Source organism: Solwaraspora sp. WMMA2065, from assembly GCF_030345075.1.
Classification (GTDB): Bacteria; Actinomycetota; Actinomycetes; order Mycobacteriales; family Micromonosporaceae; genus Micromonospora_E.
On record NZ_CP128361.1, the window covers coordinates 1,960,076 to 1,977,420 of the forward strand.

The 17,345-nt window shown below is 71.5% G+C and carries 12 protein-coding genes and 3 pseudogenes; 9 read left to right on the top strand and 6 right to left on the bottom strand.

The features are described from left to right. Positions 1-338: 338 nt before the first annotated feature. Both O7610_RS08925 and O7610_RS08930 read left to right on the top strand, forming a co-directional pair. Complete coding sequence (locus tag O7610_RS08925) at positions 339-584, top strand: hypothetical protein (RefSeq protein ID WP_289213044.1); 246 nt, start codon at positions 339-341, stop codon at positions 582-584. A 32-nt stretch (positions 585-616) separates the two neighbouring features. Next, positions 617-1,039: pseudogene (locus O7610_RS08930) on the top strand (GNAT family N-acetyltransferase); the annotation flags it as partial. Positions 1,040-1,042: 3 nt separating this feature from the next. Here O7610_RS08930 and O7610_RS08935 read toward each other — a convergent pair. Next, on the bottom strand, positions 1,043-2,425 hold the full coding sequence (locus O7610_RS08935) for an MFS transporter (RefSeq protein WP_289213045.1): 1,383 nt from the start codon (positions 2,423-2,425) through the stop codon (positions 1,043-1,045). Positions 2,426-2,690: 265 nt separating this feature from the next. Between O7610_RS08935 and O7610_RS08940 the strand changes: the two genes are divergently transcribed. The 6 genes and pseudogenes from O7610_RS08940 (at position 2,691) to O7610_RS08965 (ending at position 11,445) form a co-directional block, all read left to right on the top strand. Further along, entirely contained in the window at positions 2,691-4,205 is a 1,515-nt protein-coding gene (locus tag O7610_RS08940) for a pyridoxal phosphate-dependent decarboxylase family protein (protein WP_289213046.1), read from the top strand. Further along, positions 4,192-5,475: pseudogene (locus O7610_RS08945) on the top strand (lysine N(6)-hydroxylase/L-ornithine N(5)-oxygenase family protein); the annotation flags it as partial. The gene O7610_RS08940 and the pseudogene O7610_RS08945, both read left to right, overlap by 14 nt. 143 nt (positions 5,476-5,618) lie before the next feature. Further along, positions 5,619-7,958 carry a GNAT family N-acetyltransferase gene (locus tag O7610_RS08950; RefSeq protein WP_281555602.1) on the top strand — a complete coding sequence of 780 codons (2,340 nt, stop codon included), beginning with the start codon at positions 5,619-5,621 and terminating at the stop codon, positions 7,956-7,958. Positions 7,959-8,017: 59 nt separating this feature from the next. Then, positions 8,018-10,015 (top strand): annotated as a pseudogene (locus O7610_RS08955) (penicillin acylase family protein); the annotation flags it as partial. Between the two features lie 15 nt (positions 10,016-10,030). Beyond that, complete coding sequence (locus tag O7610_RS08960; protein ID WP_475048700.1) at positions 10,031-10,645, top strand: GNAT family N-acetyltransferase; 615 nt, start codon at positions 10,031-10,033, stop codon at positions 10,643-10,645. After that, positions 10,642-11,445 carry an FkbM family methyltransferase gene (locus O7610_RS08965; RefSeq protein ID WP_475048676.1) on the top strand — a complete coding sequence of 268 codons (804 nt, stop codon included), beginning with the start codon at positions 10,642-10,644 and terminating at the stop codon, positions 11,443-11,445. Before O7610_RS08960 ends, O7610_RS08965 begins: the two co-directional genes overlap by 4 nt. Here the strand turns inward: O7610_RS08965 and O7610_RS08970 are convergent. The 3 genes from O7610_RS08970 to ctaD form a co-directional block, all read right to left on the bottom strand. Further along, a complete protein-coding gene (locus O7610_RS08970) occupies positions 11,434-12,183 on the bottom strand; it encodes a CDP-alcohol phosphatidyltransferase family protein (protein ID WP_281555304.1) in 750 nt (249 codons plus the stop codon). The genes O7610_RS08965 and O7610_RS08970 overlap by 12 nt on opposite strands. A gap of 160 nt (positions 12,184-12,343) precedes the next feature. After that, positions 12,344-12,850: a hypothetical protein gene (locus tag O7610_RS08975; protein WP_281555305.1), complete on the bottom strand. Its 507-nt coding sequence runs from the start codon at positions 12,848-12,850 to the stop codon at positions 12,344-12,346. Positions 12,851-12,975: 125 nt separating this feature from the next. Continuing rightward, positions 12,976-14,973 carry an aa3-type cytochrome oxidase subunit I gene (ctaD, locus tag O7610_RS08980; RefSeq protein WP_348650069.1) on the bottom strand — a complete coding sequence of 666 codons (1,998 nt, stop codon included), beginning with the start codon at positions 14,971-14,973 and terminating at the stop codon, positions 12,976-12,978. An 86-nt stretch (positions 14,974-15,059) separates the two neighbouring features. Here ctaD and O7610_RS08985 point away from each other — a divergent pair, with 86 nt between their 5' ends. Further along, positions 15,060-15,206 (top strand): hypothetical protein, encoded by a 147-nt coding sequence (locus O7610_RS08985; RefSeq protein ID WP_281567331.1) that lies wholly within the window; start codon positions 15,060-15,062, stop codon positions 15,204-15,206. Between the two features lie 43 nt (positions 15,207-15,249). Here the strand turns inward: O7610_RS08985 and O7610_RS08990 are convergent, their stop codons facing one another. Further along, positions 15,250-16,086: an ABC transporter permease gene (locus O7610_RS08990; protein ID WP_281555307.1), complete on the bottom strand. Its 837-nt coding sequence runs from the start codon at positions 16,084-16,086 to the stop codon at positions 15,250-15,252. Next, positions 16,083-17,333 carry an ABC transporter ATP-binding protein gene (locus O7610_RS08995; protein ID WP_289213047.1) on the bottom strand — a complete coding sequence of 417 codons (1,251 nt, stop codon included), beginning with the start codon at positions 17,331-17,333 and terminating at the stop codon, positions 16,083-16,085. Before O7610_RS08995 ends, O7610_RS08990 begins: the two co-directional genes overlap by 4 nt. Positions 17,334-17,345 lie beyond the last annotated feature (12 nt).

Below are 17,345 nucleotides of genomic sequence, written 5' to 3' on the forward strand. Positions count from 1 at the left end.
GCCGACGCGGATGAGACTCCTACGGAGCCGGTGGGCGGCGCCGGCCACGGTCCTGGTGTGGCTGATCACCCGGGCCGCGCTGATGGCGGTCTACGCACAGCTCGTTCCCGGGTTGGACGCCGGTGAGGTGTTCGCCGACGTCGACCTGTACCGACGGTGGAGCGGGCAGCTGCGCGACGGCCGGGTGCCGGGCGCCGACCCGATGTGGCAGTACCCGCCGGGCGCGGCGGCGTTGTTCGTCGCGGTCGGCTGGCTCGCCGAGTCGACGCGGACCGGCTACGCCACGGTCTCTGACCCGCCGGGACACCACACAACGGGCACCGGCCCTGCTGATCGTCGTGGCGACCGTACTGACCAGTGCCTACTTCCCGTGGTTCTATCCGGACGTGATCGGCACGCCGGGCTGGCCGGGGGTCGTGCTGCTGGCCGCCCGCAACGCGGTCCTGGTCGCCGCGACCGGGATCGGTCTGCACCGGCTGCTGGTCGGGCACCGGGTCGTGCCGGACGCGGCCCCGGCGATGGCCGGGCACCGGCCGCCGGTCGCCGGGACCGTCGGCCTTGGCAGAACCCGGGCATACAGTTAGGTTAGGCTCACCTCATCACTGAAGGGAGTGGGATGGGCCTCGAACGTACGACGGAGACCGGTACCGGCCGCCACCGGGTGGTGCTCACCGACCAGGTACAGATCGATGCTCTCGCGAAGGTCTACCGCCAGGTGCACGCCAAGGACCTGCACCTGACCGACCACACCGAGCCGTCGGTGGAGCAACGGCTGGAGTGGACGGCGCAGGCACCCGGATTCGCCGCCACCGTCGGCTACGTCGGCGACCAGCTGGTCGGGACGGTGATGGGGTGTCCGCTGCCGCCGGAGACGCTCTGGTGGCGCGACCTGAGGTCGGGTGCCGACCCGGACCTTGCCCGGGAGTGGCCGGGGCGGACCTTCGCCGTCTGCGAGGCGTTCGTGCTGCCCGAGTTCCAACGTCAGCAGGTCGGCGTGCCGCTGTTCTCCCAACTGCTGGCCAGCCGCACCGAGGAACGGGTGTCACTGGCGGTCGCCGATTCCAACTCCCGGGTGCTGCGCAGCATGCGGGTGCTGGGCTGGCAGCACGTCGGCGACCTGGTGCCCTTCCTCGGCTGGCGCCGGCACGCCATGTTCGTCCGACCGTTGCCCTGGTGATCCGGTCGGTCCCGGGAACGGCGCCGGACCGGTCGCGGGCCGGTACCGGCGCTGGTGGCGGACGCCGACGGCGACTCCGGCGAGGACCAGCACGATCGCGGCCACCGCGACCGCCGGGTAGCCGACCCGGGCCGCCGCCGTCAGGCCGAGCGCCGCAGCCAGGTAGGAGCAGACCAGCCCGAACGACGACAGCACAGTGAAGTCGGTACCCCCGGTGCCCGGCCGGGAGTAGTCCATGTTCACCGTGTACAGCGCGACGTTCGCCACCGTGTACGCGGCCATGAAGCAGCACAACGCGACCGTGGTGAAGCCGCCGGCGGCCCGTCCGGTGAGCATCGGCAGCAGCAGCACGGTGGCGACGGCCAGCGACCCGCCGCCGGCCACCAGCACTCCGGCCCGCCCGATCCGGTCGACCAGGCCACCGGCCACCAGCCCGGCGACGACGGCCGGGACACTGGTGACGATCCCGGTCACGAAGCCGATCCGCTGCAACGACCAGCCGGCGTCGACCAGGGCCGGCGACACCAGGCCGTAGGCCGCCCCGGCTCCCATGTAGAGCAGGGGCACCACGCCGAGCGCCCAGCGGCGGCAGCCGGGCTGGCCGAGGACGGACAGCAGCGCACCGTACGCCTGACGCGCCCCGGCCGGCCGGGCGATCCGCTCGGGCTCGCGGAACCGCCACACCACCAGCAGCCCGGTCGCGGTGAGCGCGGCGAGCAGGCCGACCGCCGCCTGCCAGCCGAGCCGGTCGTAGACCACCACGCAGACGCCGCCGCCCAGAATGCTGCCGAGGTAGCTCGCCGACACCTGGATCCCGTTGCCGGTACCCCGGACCGAGTCGGCCAGCATCCGCACCGCGACCGCGTCGGCGGCAATGTCCTGGGTGGCGGACAGAAAGACGAACAGCGCGCAGATCAGCACCACCGGGCCGATCCGCCCGGTGGCCGGGTCGGCCGCGAGCAGGGCCAGCAGGGCCAGCACCATGCCGCTCTGCAGCACCAGCAGCCAGGAGCGGTAGTGGCCGCCGCGCCGTGGGCCGTACCGGTCCAGGACCGGTGCCCAGAGGAACTTCACCGGCCAGATCAGGCCGATCAGGTTGAGCAACGCGAGCGTGTCCAGCGAGGTGCCGCCGGCGCGCAGGATGCTGGCCAGCCCGACGGTGATGAACCCGAATCCCAGGTACTGGGTGACGTACAGCGCGGTCAGGGTCGACATGGTCCGCCCGCGGGCGGCGACGGCAGCGGTCATCCGGCCGCCCTCCCGCCGACGCCGAGCGGCCGCCCCGGAATCCACTGGGTAATCCACCTGGTGGGATGCAGGTCACAAGCACTCGCTCGGCCTCCGCTGACGGCATGAATCCGCTGGTCACGACGTACGACAGCGGTCCCGCCGAGGGGTGTGGGACGCACCCGCCGGCCCCGTACCCCGTGGAGAAGGGGTCCTGCCCAGTTCCGTTTCACCGGCCCTCCCAGTAGCCTCGCCTAAGTTAGGTTAGGTTACCCTTATGGAGGCGGTGTTGGAGAGGCCAATGTACCCGCATCTGTTCGGCCGGCACACGCTGGACACCTATGTGTCCAGCATCGACCGGACCGCAGCGGTTCTCGCCGACCGCGTACGGGCGGTCCGCCAGCCGTACTCCGGCGGCGCCGTGGCACCACTGCAGGCCAAGGTCGACGGCGTCGACCTGGACGCACCGCTCGGCACCACCGACGCCGCGCTGGACGAGGTCGCCGGCCTGTACCTGGACCACGCGGTGTGGTTCCACGAACCCACCTACCTGGCCCACCTGAACTGCCCGGTGGCGATCCCCGCGCTCAACGCCGAACTGCTGCTCGCCGCCGTCAACACCTCGGTCGACACCTGGGACCAGAGCACCACCGGCACGCTCATCGAGCGACGGCTGATCGCCTGGACGGCCGAGCGGATCGGGTTCGGCCCGACCGCCGACGGCGTCTTCACCAGCGGTGGCACCCAGTCGAACCTGCACGGTCTGCTACTGGCCCGGGAGGACCGCCTGGTCCGCGCCGACGCCGACCGGGACACGATGCTGCCCCGGCTGCGGGTCCTGGCCACGGCGGAGAGCCACTTCAGCGTCGGCAAGTCCGCCGGTCTGCTCGGGCTCGCCGCCGACGCGGTCGTCCCGGTCGCCACCGACGGCGCCGGCCGGATGGACCCGGTGGCGCTCGACGCCGAGATCGACCGGCTGCTCGACCAGGACCTGGTGCCGATGGCGGTCGTCGCCACCGCCGGCACCACCGACCGCGGCTGTGTCGACCCGCTCGCCGCGATCGGCACCGTCTGCCGCGACCGGGCGGTGTGGCTGCACGTCGACGCGGCGTACGGCTGCGGCCTGCTGGTCTCCACCCGCCACCGGCACCTGCTCGACGGCATCGCCGCCGCCGACTCGGTCACCGTCGACTTCCACAAGAGCTTCTTCCAGCCGATCAGCTCCAGCGCCATAATCGTCCGGAACGCGCCGACCATGCGGCGGGTCGCGGTGCACGCCGACTACCTGAACCCACGAACCGCGACCGTGCCGAACCAGGTCGACAAGAGCCTGCAGACCACCCGCCGGCTGGACGCCCTGAAGTTGTGGATGACGTTGCGGGCGATCGGCGCCGACCAGCTCGGCGAGATGTTCGACCAGGTCGTCGACCTGGCTCAGCAGGCCTACGGTCTGCTCCGCGAGTGCGACGACTTCGAGCTGGTCATGCGACCGGTGCTGAGCACCGTGCTGTTCCGGTACCGACCGGACTGGCTACCGGTGCAGGACTGCGACCGGCTGCTGCCCCGGCTGCGGGCCCGGCTGTTCGCCGACGGCACCGCGATCATCGCCGGCACCGTCGTCGACGGGCACTACTGGCTCAAGTTCACGCTGCTCAACCCGAACACCACCGTCGAGGACCTGCGTACCGTGATCGAGCTGATCCGCCGCACCGGCCAGGAGCTGCTCGACGCCGAATGGGATCCGGCGCTGATCGCCCCGGAGCCGGTCACCCCGGAGGTGTGCGCCAATGCGAACGTATGACTTCGTCGCCGTCGGGCTCGGGCCGTTCAACCTCGGTCTGGCCTGCCTGACCGCGCCGCTCGACGACCTGGACGGGGTGTTCCTGGAGCAGCGCGACGAGTTCGCCTGGCACCCCGGGCTGATGATCGAGGGAGTCACCATCCAGGTGCCGTTCCTGGCCGACCTGGTGACGATGGCCGACCCGACGTCGCCGTACTCGTTCCTCAACTATCTGAAGCAGACCGGTCGGCTCTACCGCTTCTACATCCGGGAGAACTTCTACCCGCTGCGCGCCGAGTACGACGCGTACTGCCGCTGGGCGGCGGCCCAGTTGCCCAACGTCCGGTTCGGCAGCCGGGTCGACCGGGTCGAGCACGACGCCGCCACCGGCGACTACCTGGTACGGGTCACCCGGGCCGACACCGGGGCGACCACGACGCTACGGACCCGGCGGCTGGTGCTCGGCATCGGCACCGTGCCGTACCGCCCGGCGGTGGTCCGGGACCTGCCCGGCCCTGCCGTGCACAGCGCCGACTACCTGGCGAACAAGGCCCGGCTGCAGAGCCTCGGGTCGGTCACCGTGGTCGGCAGCGGGCAGAGCGCCGCAGAGATCTACCTCGACCTACTGGAGGAGATCGACGCCCACGACTACCAGCTCAACTGGGTCACCCGGTCGCCCCGGTTCTTCCCGATGGAGTACACCAAGCTCACCCTGGAGATGACCTCACCGGAGTACGTCCGCTACTTCCACGCCCTGCCTGCGGCCAGCCGGGACCGACTCAACCGGGACCAGCGCAGCCTCTACAAGGGCATCAGCGGCGACCTGGTGGACAGCATCTTCGACACGCTCTACCGCAAGGACGTCGCCGGCCCGGTACCGACCACCCTGCTCACCGGCACCGCGCTGACCGGCGCGCACTGGGACACCGACGCCGGACGGTACCGGCTCGGCCTGCACCACCAGGAACAGGACCGAGGCTTCACCCTGGACACCGAGGGTCTGGTGCTGGCCACCGGCTACCGGCCGGCTGTGCCGACGTTCCTGGACCCGGTCCGCGACCGGATCCGGTGGGACGAACGGGGCCGGTTCGACGTGGCGCTCGGCTACACCGTCGACCACGGCGACCGGGAGATCTTCGTACAGAACGCCGAGGAGCACACCCACAGCCTCACCGCACCCGACCTGGGCATGGGGCCCTACCGCAACTCGGTGATCATCGCCAACATGCTCGGCCACGAGGTCTACCCGATCGAGCGGAAGATCGCCTTCCAGCACTTCGGCGCACCGTCGGACAGCGCCACACCGTCGGACAAGGCCGCACCGTCGGACAAGGCCGCACCGCCGAACAGTTCGGCCCCGCAGCGGCAGGAGGCGCTCATCCGGTGACTGCCGCCACGACGACCAGGTTCACCCTCGACGACCCGCTCGGCCGGATGACCATCGAACCGCTCGACGTCGCCGGTCACGCCGGCCTGCTGCACGCCTGGATCACCCACCCCCGGTCGGTGTTCTGGGGAATGCCCGACGCCGACCTCGACACCGTACGGCGCGAGTACCAGCTCATCGACGCCAATCCGCATCATCACGCGTGGCTCGGCCGGCTCGACGGCGTACCGCTGTTCCTCACCGAGACCTACGAACCGGCGCACAGCGAACTCGCCGGCCACTACCCCGTACAGCCCGGCGACGTCGGGATGCACGTGCTGGTCGCACCGCCGGACGGCGAGCCCCGGCACGGGGTCACGTCGGCGGTGATGCGCACGGTGATGACCTTCGTCTTCGCCGACCCGGCGCACCACCGGGTCGTCGTCGAACCCGATGTGCGCAACGAGGCGATCGCCGCGAAGAACGCCGAAGCCGGCTTCGTCGTCGACCGGCTGATCCAACTGTCCGACAAGCAGGCCCGGCTCAGCTTCTGTTCCCGGTCCGCGTTCCGCGTCAGCCGGCTGGGCGGTGCCGACGGATCCGCTGCGGAGAGCCCGATGACACCCCCCGCCCACCTCGCGCCGGGCCCGATCGCGGCCGCCCACCGCCAGCTGGTCGCCAAGGCCATCGCCGAGTTCAGCCACGAGCGGCTGATCCAGCCCCTACCCGACGACACGCTCCCGGCCGGCCCCGGCGGCGACGGGTACCGGCTGACGACCGACGACCGGGTCGCGTACCTGTTCCGGGCCCGCCGGTACGCCCTCGACCACTGGCTGATCGACGCCGCGTCACTGACCCGCCAGGTCGACGGCACCCCGGCGGAGCTGAACGCCCTCGACCTGGTCGTCGAACTGCGGGAGACGTTGGGCATCCCACCCAAGCTGCTCGGCACCTACCTGGAGGAGATCAGCGCCACCCTGGCCGGTGCCGCCTGGAAGCACCATCACCGCCGGGAACGCGCCGCCGACCTGGTGCAGGCCGACTTCCAGACCATCGAATCGGCGATGACCGAAGGCCACCCGCTGTTCGTCGCCAACAACGGCCGGATCGGCTTCGGCCTGACCGACCACGAGGCGTACGCGCCGGAGGCCGGCGCCCCGGTGCGGCTGGTCTGGCTGGCGGTACGCCGTGACCTGAGCACCTTCACCGCCGGCCACGGCGTCGACGAGCAGAGCCACTACCTCGACGAACTGGGTGCCGAGACGCTGCACCGGTTCGCCGACCAGCTCCGCGGGCTCGGCCTCGACCCGGGCGGCTACCGGTACCTGCCGGTGCACCCGTGGCAGTGGGAACACAAGGTCGGCGTCACGTTCGCCGCCGACGTGGCGTCCCGGGCGATCGTCCCGGTCGGGACGAGTCCGGACCGGTACCGGGCGCAGCAGTCAATCCGCACCTTCTTCAACGTCGACCACCCGCACCGGCACTACGTCAAGACCGCGCTGTCCATCCAGAACATGGGCTTCATGCGCGGGCTGTCCCCGGCGTACATGCGGGCCACCCCGCCGATCAACGACTGGGTCGCAGACCTGGTCGCCGCCGACGACACACTGCGCGACTGCGGGTTCGAGGTGCTGCGGGAGCTGGCGTCGGTCGGTTACACCGGGGACGCGTACCACCGCAGCGGAGCGCCGGTCTCGGCGTACCAGCGGATGCTCGCCGCGTTGTGGCGGGAGAGCCCGGTGCCCCGGATCGCGCCCGGTCAGCGGCTGGCCACCATGGCCAGCCTGCTGCACCGCGACCGCGACGGCGCGCACCTGGCCACCGCGCTGATCGCGGCGTCCGGCCTGCCGGCCGCCGACTGGCTGGCCCGGTACCTGCGGGCCTACCTGCGCCCGCTGCTGCACTGCCTGCTCGGCCACGACCTGGCGTTCATGCCGCACGGGGAGAACCTGATCCTCGTGCTGGCGGACCACGTACCGGTCCGGGTGTTCATGAAGGACATCGGCGAGGAGGTCGTCGCCATGCACGACCGCGAACTGCCGGCCACGGTCGAACGGATCCGGATGCCGGTCGACGACGACTTCCGGGTCCTGGCCGTGTTCACCGACGTCTTCGACGGTTTCCTGCGTTTCCTGGCCGCGATCCTGGACGCCGACGGTGTGCTGCCGGCGGACCGGTTCTGGCAGCTGGTCGCCGAGTGCGTCCGCCGGCACGGCGACGACCACCCGCAGCTGCGGGACAGGTTGGACTTCTTCGCGCCCACCTTCCGGCACTCCTGCCTGAACCGGTTGCAGCTGCGGAACACGCTGCAGATGGTCGACCTGACCGACCAGGCCGGGTCGTTGATCTTCGTCGGGGCGCAGGACAATCCGATCGCCACCGTCGCGGCCCCGGCCCCGGCCCCGTGACGGCCCCATCCGGCACCGGCCCCGAAACGGCCCGCTACGCCGCCAGCCGGTCCGGGCGGGTGCACCGGGACGGGTACGGCGTACCGCACCTGTGGGCGGCCGACGTCGACGACCTCGCCTACCTGCAGGGGCACACCGCCGCCAACGACCGGGCCTGGCAGATCGAGGTCGAACGGTGGCGCGCGGAGGGCGCGCTGGCCAGCCGGCTCGGCCGGGCCGAGGTCGGCTGGGACCGGTTCGCCCGCCGGGCCCGCCTCGACGACACCGCCGAACGCTGCTTCCACCGGCTGGACCCGGCGACCCGCCGCTGGGTGGGCGCGTACGTCGACGGCGTCAACGACGGCCTCGCCCAGGGCGCCGTCGCGGCACCCGAGTTCGCCGCCACCGGCACCACCGCCGGCACCTGGCGGCCATGGACCCCACTCGGCGTGTTCCTGGTGCAGCACGTGCTGTTCGGCACCTTCGGCAACAAGCTGTGGCGGGCGCACGTCACCGCGACCCTCGGTCCGGCGGCGGTCGACCTGTTCGCCATGGAGCCGCCCGCGTCGTCGGGCAGCAACGCCTGGGCGGTGACCGGACGGAACAGCAACACCGGATTCCCGGTCATCGCCGGCGACCCGCACCGGATTCTGGAGCTGCCCAACGTCTACCAGCAGGTGCAGCTGACCTGCCCCGAGTTCGACGTCTTCGGGTTCGCCTTCCCCGGCGTGCCAGGGCTGCCGCACTTCGGCCACGCCGGCGACGTCGCCTGGGCGATCACCAACGCCATGGCCGACTACCAGGACCTGTACCGCGAACAGCTGCGCCGGGTCGACGGACGGGTGCTGGTCCGCCAGGTCGACGGCTGGGCCCCGGTGCCGGCGCACACCGAACTGATCGAGGTACGCGACGCCGACCCGGTGCCGGTCGAGGTGGTCGAAACCCCGCGCGGACCGGTGATCGACGTGGACCTACGCACCGGTGAGGCGATCAGCCTGCGTACGCCGAGCCGGGTCGGCGGGGCGCTGGGCTTCGACGCGCTGCTGCCGCTGCTGCGGGCCCGCCGGGTCGGCGACGTCGAACGGGCGCTGCGGCACTGGGTGGAGCCGGTCAACAGTGTGCTGGTCGCGGACCGCTCCGGCGCGGTGCGCCGGCTGGTCGCCGGCCGGGTGCCGATGCGCGACGACCGGTGCCGGCAGGTGCCGGTGCCCGGCTGGGAACCCCGGTACGCCTGGCGACCCGGGTACGCCGCCCTGCCCGCCGCCGAGGTGTCCGATGTGGTAGTCAACGCCAACGACCGGCGCGGCGGCGACACCGCGGACCTCGGCGTCGACTTCGCCGCACCGCACCGGGCCCGACGGATCCGCCAGCTGGTCGACGGCGGGGCCGCACCCGAGTTGGTGCACATGGACTCCCAGGTGCCGCTGGCCGGGCTACGCCGGCTGCTGCGCGGCCTGGACCTGACCGACCAGCCCGTGCCGGTGCGCCGGCTGCGCGAGACGCTGCTCGACTGGGACGGCCGGATGGCGGCCGGCAGCGCCGACGCCGGACTGTTCGCCGCCTGGCGGGCCGCGCTGGTCCACCGGCTGTCCGCCGAGCCCTGCCTACGGCCGCTGCACAGCGAACCCGGCTTCGACGAACTGTTCGCCCCGTGGACCGACCCGGTGGGCCGGATCGGGCTGGCGCTGGACCGGCTGGTCGACGGGCTGCCCCGGCTGGGTGGCGACCCGGGCCGCTGTGCGGTAGCCGCGCTGGTCGAGGTGACCGACGGACCGCCGCCGGGTCCGTGGGGCGACCGGCACCTGCTGCACCCGGTACGGGTGCTGCCCGGCGCCGCCGATCCGGCCACCGGCGCGCTGGGCGATCCGGTCCCGCTCGACGGCGACACCGGCAGTGTCCTGGCCACCTCCAGCGTGCCCGGTGTCTCCGACGTGTGCTGGCGCGGACCGGTGGCCCGCTACGTCTGGGACCTCGCCGACCCGGCGGCGAGCCGCTGGGTGGTGCCGTTCGGTGCCTCGGGAAGGCCCGGTGACCGGCACTTCGCCGACCAGTTGCCCCGGTGGGCGGCGGGCGAGCTGGTCCCGGTCGCGCCGGTGCGCTGGACCGCCGGTCCCGGCGGGACGGCACGGCCGGCCGTCTACGTCGAGCAACTGCCCGGCATCGGCCGGTTCCGTCTGGTGGTGCTGGACCCCACCGAGGACCTCGACCTGCTGTACGGCTGGGTCACCGAGCCACGGGCCCGGTTCTGGGGGATGACCGGGCACACCCGGGATCAGGTGGGCGACGTCTACCGGTTCCTCGACGGTCTGGACTCGCACCACGCGTACCTGATGACCGTCGACGACGAACCGGTCGGCATCTTCCAGACCTACCTGCCGGCCGAGGACCCGCTCGGCGAGCACTACCCGGTACGCGACGGTGACATCGGGATCCATCTGTTCCTCGCCCCGGCCCGGCGGCCGGTCGCCGGGTTCACCGGCGCGGTGGCGGACGCGTTCACCCGCTACCTGTTCAGTGATCCTGGCCGGCGCCGGATCGTCATCGAGCCGGACGTCCGCAACGACCGGGCGCTGCGCCGCTGGAAGCGACTGGGCTTCGAGTTCGACGGGGAGCTGGCGTTGGCCGACAAGCGCGCCCGGCTGGCGTTCCTGACCCGGGAGGCGTTCACCGCCAGGCAGCCCACCGGCGGCGTACCATCGTCCCGGTGACCGCCGCTGACCAGCCACGCACCGCCGTGCCGTCCCGGGTGCTGGCCGCCGATCCGCAGCTCGCCGGTTTGCGCCGGTCGCTGGAGTTCTACTACGGCGATCCGGACCGGGACACCGCGATGGATCTGCTCTACCGGCGGTTCGTCGCACCGGGCGATCTGGTCTTCGACATCGGCGCGCACGTCGGCGACCGGGTGGGCAGCTTCCGGCGGTTAGGCGCACGGGTGGTGGCGGTGGAGCCGCAGCCGTTGTGCGCCCGCGCGGTGCGGCTCGTCTACGCGGACGATCCGGCGGTCACCGTACTGCCGGCGGCGTGCGGGGACACCGCCGGCCCGGTGCGGATGTACATCAACTCGGTTAATCCCACGGTCTCCACCGCGTCGGCCGACTTCGTCGGCGCTGCCGACGGTGCCGACGGCTGGTCGGACCAGGTCTGGGACGGCGAGATCGAGGTGCCGGCGACGACCCTCGACCAGTTGATCGCCGAGTACGGCCGGCCGACGTTCGTCAAGATCGACGTCGAGGGGTTCGAGGAGGCCGTGCTCGCCGGACTGTCCCGGCCGCTGCCGGCACTGTCCTTCGAGTTCACCACGATCCAGCGGGACACGGCGCTGCGCTGTCTGACTCGGCTGGCCAAGCTCGGCGACTACCGGTTCGACGTCGCGCTGGGTGAGAGCCAGCAGCTGACCTTCGACCGGTGGGTGCCGCAAGCGGAGATGGCCGCGCATCTGCGGGCACTGCCGCACGCGGCCAACTCGGGCGACGTCTACGCGGTGCTGCCGGGCGGGTCAGCCGGCTAGCTCCGCCCGCCACCGGTCGACCTGCGGCACGCGGCCGCGCCACAGCCAGTGCACGTCCCGCCCGAACGACCAGAGCAGCGCGGCCAGCACGCCGGCGACCAGCGCGGTGACCAGCGCCGGCGACGCGATCCCGGCAGCCGCCAGCACCAGCACGGCACCCTGGGTGGCGGCCACCGTCTTGCGGCTGAACCGGGGCGGCAGCGGCGCCCGCAGCCAGGGCAGCAACCGGGCGGCGGCACCGAACACGTAGCGGAACACCCCGATCGCCAGCACCCACCAGCCGACCGACGCGGCCACGAACACGCTGAGTACCAGGACCAGCGCCGAGTCGGTCTCCATGTCGAACCGGGCGCCCAGCCGCGAACAGGTGCCGGTCCGGCGGGCCACCTGACCGTCGACGCCGTCGAGCAGCAGGGCCACCGCGGCCAGGGTCACCAGCAACGCGACCGGGACCGGCCCGACGAACGAGTCGGCCACCAGCGCGGTCACCGCGCCGACCAGGGTGCCCCGGGCCAGGGTGACGCTGTCCGCCGGACCCCAGCCGGCCACCTCGGGATGCTGCATCGCCCGGATGAGCAGCGCCCAGGTCACCAGGCCGTAGACCAGTCCGGCCGACCAGCCGGCCACGCCGAGGCCACTGGTCGCCGCCAGGATCAGCAGGACCGTGATCTGGGCGAGCAGCCCGATACTCGGCGCGTGTACCGACCCAACAGTTTCACTACGTGCACTTACCGTCACTTCTCCTCCGTCACCGAATGGCCACCGGCGTAGTACGCCCCGGTGCCCATATCCCCACCAACGGCGATTCGGTGCGAAGAGTTCACTGGCCGGGCCGGAATTTCAAGTCGGCACCCGGACACCGTGACGGCCGACGCAGCCAACCAGCACTTGGTGACGATCAGTAGCCGGTCCAGACGGCTTTTGCTCCCGAATCGCCGGCCCGCACCACGAAGTAGAGGCTTACCCCGGCCGCGACGACGACCAAACCCTTCACCACCAGAACCAGCAGCCCGTTGCCACGCGCCCCGGCGGCGGCCGCGCCGTGCGCGGCGGCTGCCCGGGGACCGACCAGGTACACCAGGGCCAGGGTGGCGAGCGCCAGCACGATCGAGGCGAGCAGCGTCAGGTTCCCCAACTGTTCGTGCTCCTCGATCACCGGCCGGAAGCTCTCGGTGATCCGACCGGCCGTGTCCATCCGGTTGAGGAACGCGTCGCCGGACAGCTTGGTGACCAGCGCGGCGATCGGCGTGACAACGGCCAGCACGGCCAGCACCCACCGGGTGTGCGCCCGGATGAACGGGACCAGGGCGTACCCGACCGCCAGCAGCGCCAGCAGCGGGACGAAGACCACCGCCGCATGCAGCAGCAGTGGATGGGCGGGGATTCCCGCGACTTCCTCGAACATGTCTACGCCTCCTCGGCGGTTCCACGGCAGTCATGGCGACCAGGGATCGGAGGCTAACCCACCAGGAACCGGTACGGCAGCAGCCACCCGGCGACCGCCGGGCGGCGCGCGTACCGCAGAGTCGGTCAGGAGTCTTCGTCCTCGTCCGCGGACGGAAGCCGCCACCGTCGTTCCTGCGGACCACGTTGGGCGCCGAGGGTGTTCTCCGGTTCGGTGGTGTGCTCGAAACTGGGCCGACGGACCTGTTCCGGCCGGGGCACCTGGACGGCCCGGGCACCGGACACCGGGTCCGGTACGAAGGTGGCGACGTCGGTGGGACCCTGCGCCGGACCGCGCGGGACGATCCGGTGGGCGGCCGGATCACGGTGCAGTTCGTCGACGAAGTGCTGCGGCGGCTCGGTGTCCCGCTGCGGCAGGTCGCGACCGAGATCCGCGACGAACAGACCGTACTTGGCCTCGAAGGCCGGACGTTCGGACCTGATCCGGGGCAACCGGTCGAAGTTGCGCAGCGGCGGCGGGCAGGTAGTCGCCCACTCGAGCGAGTTGCCGAACCCCCACGGGTCGTGCACGCTCACCTGCTCGCCGAACCGGTACGACTTCCACACGTTCCAGATGAAGAACAGCGTGGACGCCCCCAGGATGAACGATCCGATGGTGGCGATGGTGTTCAGGACGGTGAAGCCGTCGGTCGGCAGATAGTCGGCGTACCGGCGGGGAAAACCCTCGTTGCCGAGCCAGTGCTGGACCAGGAAGGTGGCGTGGAAGCCGATGAACATCGTCCAGAAGTGCGCCTTGCCGAGCGCTTCGTCGAGCAGTCGGCCGGTCATCTTCGGGAACCAGAAATAGATGCCGGCGAACGCCGCGAAGACGATTGTACCGAACAGCACGTAGTGAAAGTGGGCCACGACGAAGTAGCTGTCGGTGACGTGGAAGTCGACCGGTGGGCTGGCCAGCAGCACGCCGGTCAGCCCGCCGAGCAAGAAGGTCACCAGGAAGCCGACCGCGAACAGCATCGGCGTCTCGAAGGTCAACTGCCCCTTCCACATGGTGCCGATCCAGTTGAAGAACTTGATTCCAGTGGGCACCGCGATCAGGAAGCTGAGCATGGCGAAGAACGGCAGCAGCACCTGCCCGGTGCCGAACATGTGGTGGGCCCAGACACTCATCGACAGCGCGGCGATCGCAATCGTCGCGGCCACCAGGCCCTTGTAGCCGAAGATCGGCTTGCGGGCGAAGACCGGGATGACCTCGCTGATGATGCCGAAGAACGGCAGCGCGACGATGTAGACCTCGGGATGGCCGAAGAACCAGAACAGATGCTGCCAGAGCATCGGGCCGCCGGTCTGCGGCGCGTACACGTGCGCGCCGAGCAGCCGGTCCGCCAGCAGCGCCAGCAGCGCCGCCGCCAGCAGCGGGAAGACCAGGACCACCAGCAGCGCGGTGATCAGGATGTTCCAGGTGAAGATCGGCATCCGGAACATGGTCATGCCCGGCGCACGCAGGGTGATGATGGTGGCGATCAGGTTGACCGAGCCGAGGATGGTGCCCAGGCCGGAGACGACCAGGCCGACGATCCACATGTTGGCGCCGACGCCCGGGGTGTGCTCCATCCGGCTCAACGGGGTGTAGGCGAACCAGCCGAAGTCGGGAGCGCCGCCGGGCGTCAGGAATCCCCCCATGACCAGCAGCCCACCTAGCAGATAGAGCCAGTACGCCAGCGCGTTGAGCCGGGGAAACGACACGTCCGGGGCACCGATCTGCAACGGCACCAGATAGTTGGCGAACCCGAACACCAGCGGGGTGGCGAACAGCAGCATCATGATCGTGCCGTGCATGGTGAACAGTTGGTTGTACTGCTCGGGCGAGAGAATCTGCATTCCGGGCCGGGCCAACTCGGCCCGCATCAGCAGGGCCATGACGCCGCCCGCCACGAAGTAGCCGAAGGACGTGCCGAGGTACAACAGTCCAATCTGCTTGGCGTCGGTGGTCCGCAGCAGCCGGGTCAGCGAGTTGCCCGGTACCGCGGAGCGGACCGGGCCAGGGTTGGCACCGCCGGCTCCCAGCTCCACCGGCCGCGGCGGGGCCGTCTGTGCCGTACCCACCGCCGTGGTCTGCTCCGTCATGGCCGCCTCCCGCCCAGCACGTCAACCGACGGTAACTTGATAAATCATCGGTTGAGGCGGTAAATCCGGATCAGTCGGGTCAAAGCTTGGCCGACCTCGAGGCCGGCCGGGCCGACACGGACGCCGAGGTCGACTGGGTCGAACAGCTCGCCGCCGGATGGCCGATGCTCCGGGCGGTGGTGGCCCACGTGCCGCTGGAGCGGGCCGCCCGGCGGGTCTACCGGATCGGCTGACCGCAGACCGCCAGGCGGGAGGCCGCCGACGCGTGGCGTGACGTCACCGCACGGCGCGTCGGGCGAAGGCACGCAACGCGGCGGCGGTGGCCGCTGCCGCGACCCCTGACAGGACCAGCAGGCACAGACCCGCCGGCAGGTGGGTCACGTGCGGTGCCATCGCCGCGCGGAGCGCCTCCGCCGCGTACGTCATCGGGTTCGCCGCAGTCGCCACCTGGAACCATGGCATCTCGGCCAGCCGCTGCCACGGATAGTGCACACACCCGGTCCAGATGATCGGGGTGACGAACAGCGAGAAGGTGGCCTGGATGCGCTGCAACGGCAGCACCGTCGCCAGGGTCATGCCCAGGGCCGCGCCGACCCAGCCGGCCAGCAGCACCACCACCAGGGACAGTGGCAACGCCGACCAGCCGCCCGGTGCGGACCCGACGACCAGCGCGCCGAGCGGATAGACAACCGCCGCTGCAAACAGACCACGAAGCGTGGCGACCATCAGTTTGCCAACCGCCACCAGCGCCGTCGGTAGCGGCGACAGCAGCCGGTCCTCGATCTCCCGGGTGAAGCCGAACTCCTTGACCAGTGGCACCGCCACGCTCTGCAGCGCGGTGGTGAAGGTGGCGAGGGCGACCGTACCGGGCAGCAGGATGTCGGCGAACCCGGCGCCGACGATGCCCTGCATGGTCAGCACCTGGGTGAAGATGAACAGCATGAACAGCGGGGTCATCAGCACCTGCGCGAGGACGAACCAGATGTCCTTGCCGGCGACGAACAGGTCCCGCCACAGGATCGCGCCGAAGGCCCGCGCCACCGGTGGTCGCGGCGGCGCGGCCGGCACGGTGGTCTCCGACGACGGTACGGGGGTGACCTCGGCCAGGCTCAACGGATCTCCTTACCGGTCAGGCTCAGGAAGATGTCCTCCAGGCCGGGCTTGCCGATGTGCACGTCGGTCAGCTGGGCCGCGCGGCCGGTCAACACCGTCAACGCCGGACCGAGCACGGCGGCGGGGTCGGCGTCGAGGTGCAGCCGCAGCCGGATCTCGCCCGCCGATCCGCCGGCCGCAGCGGCCGGTGCGGCGGCGAACAACGCGGCGAACCGTGGATCGTTGCGGGCCGCGGCGAGCTTCGCGGCCTTGCGCGGATCGGCCTTGGCCGCGGCGATCCGGGCCGCGATCCGCGGATCGGCGGCCAGCCCGGCGAGCCCCGGACCGCCGCGACCCGCCGGGGCGGGGACAGCCGCGCCGCCGGTGGTGACCTCCCCGGTACGGACCCCGTCGAGCGCGGTGAGCGCGGCGACCAGATCAGTCGCACCGTCACCCGGCCCGGGGCGCAGGGCAAGGTCCAGCACCGCCCGACCGGCGACGCCGCGTACCAGGTTGGCCGGGGTGTCCAGGGTGAGCAACCGGCCGTGGTCGACGATCGCCACCCGGTCGGCCAGCTCCGCCACCTCGGTCATCTCGTGGCTGGTCAGCACGACGGTCACCCCACGCTCGCGCAGCTGCCGGATCCGGGTCCGGATCAGCAGCCGGGCCTGCGGCTCCAGCCCATTGGTCGGCTCGTCGAGGAAGACCACCCGGGGGTCGTGCATCAGCGCCCGGGCGATCATCAGGCGCTGGGCCATCCCGCCGGAGAAGAAGTCGACCCGCGAGTCGGCCTGCTTGTCCAGCCCGAACTCGGTCAGCAGCCGGTCGGCCCGGCGGCGCCGCTCGGCCCGGGGCACCCCGTGGTACGCGGCGTGGCTGAGCAGGTTCTGCCGGGGAGTCAACGCCCGGTCCAGGTTGTTGTACTGCGGTACCACGGCAAACCGGGTCCGGGCCGCCACCGGGTGCCGGACGACGTCGACGCCGTCCACCCGCGCCGTGCCCGAGCTGGCCCGGATCGTCGTGGTGAGCACGCCCACCGTGGTCGACTTGCCGGCACCGTTGGGCCCGAGCAGGCCGAAGACCTCGCCGGGTCGGACCGCGAACGACAGCGAGTCGATGGCGTTGCGGTCCTGGCCCGGATACCGCTTGACCAGATCGACGACCTCGACCGCCGGGCCGGAGCCGGGCTGGACGGCCGGTCCCGGGGCGGCTGATGCCGCATTGGCGGCCGGATCGTCGACCAACGGGTGGGTGCCGGTACTGGACATCTGCTCTCCTGC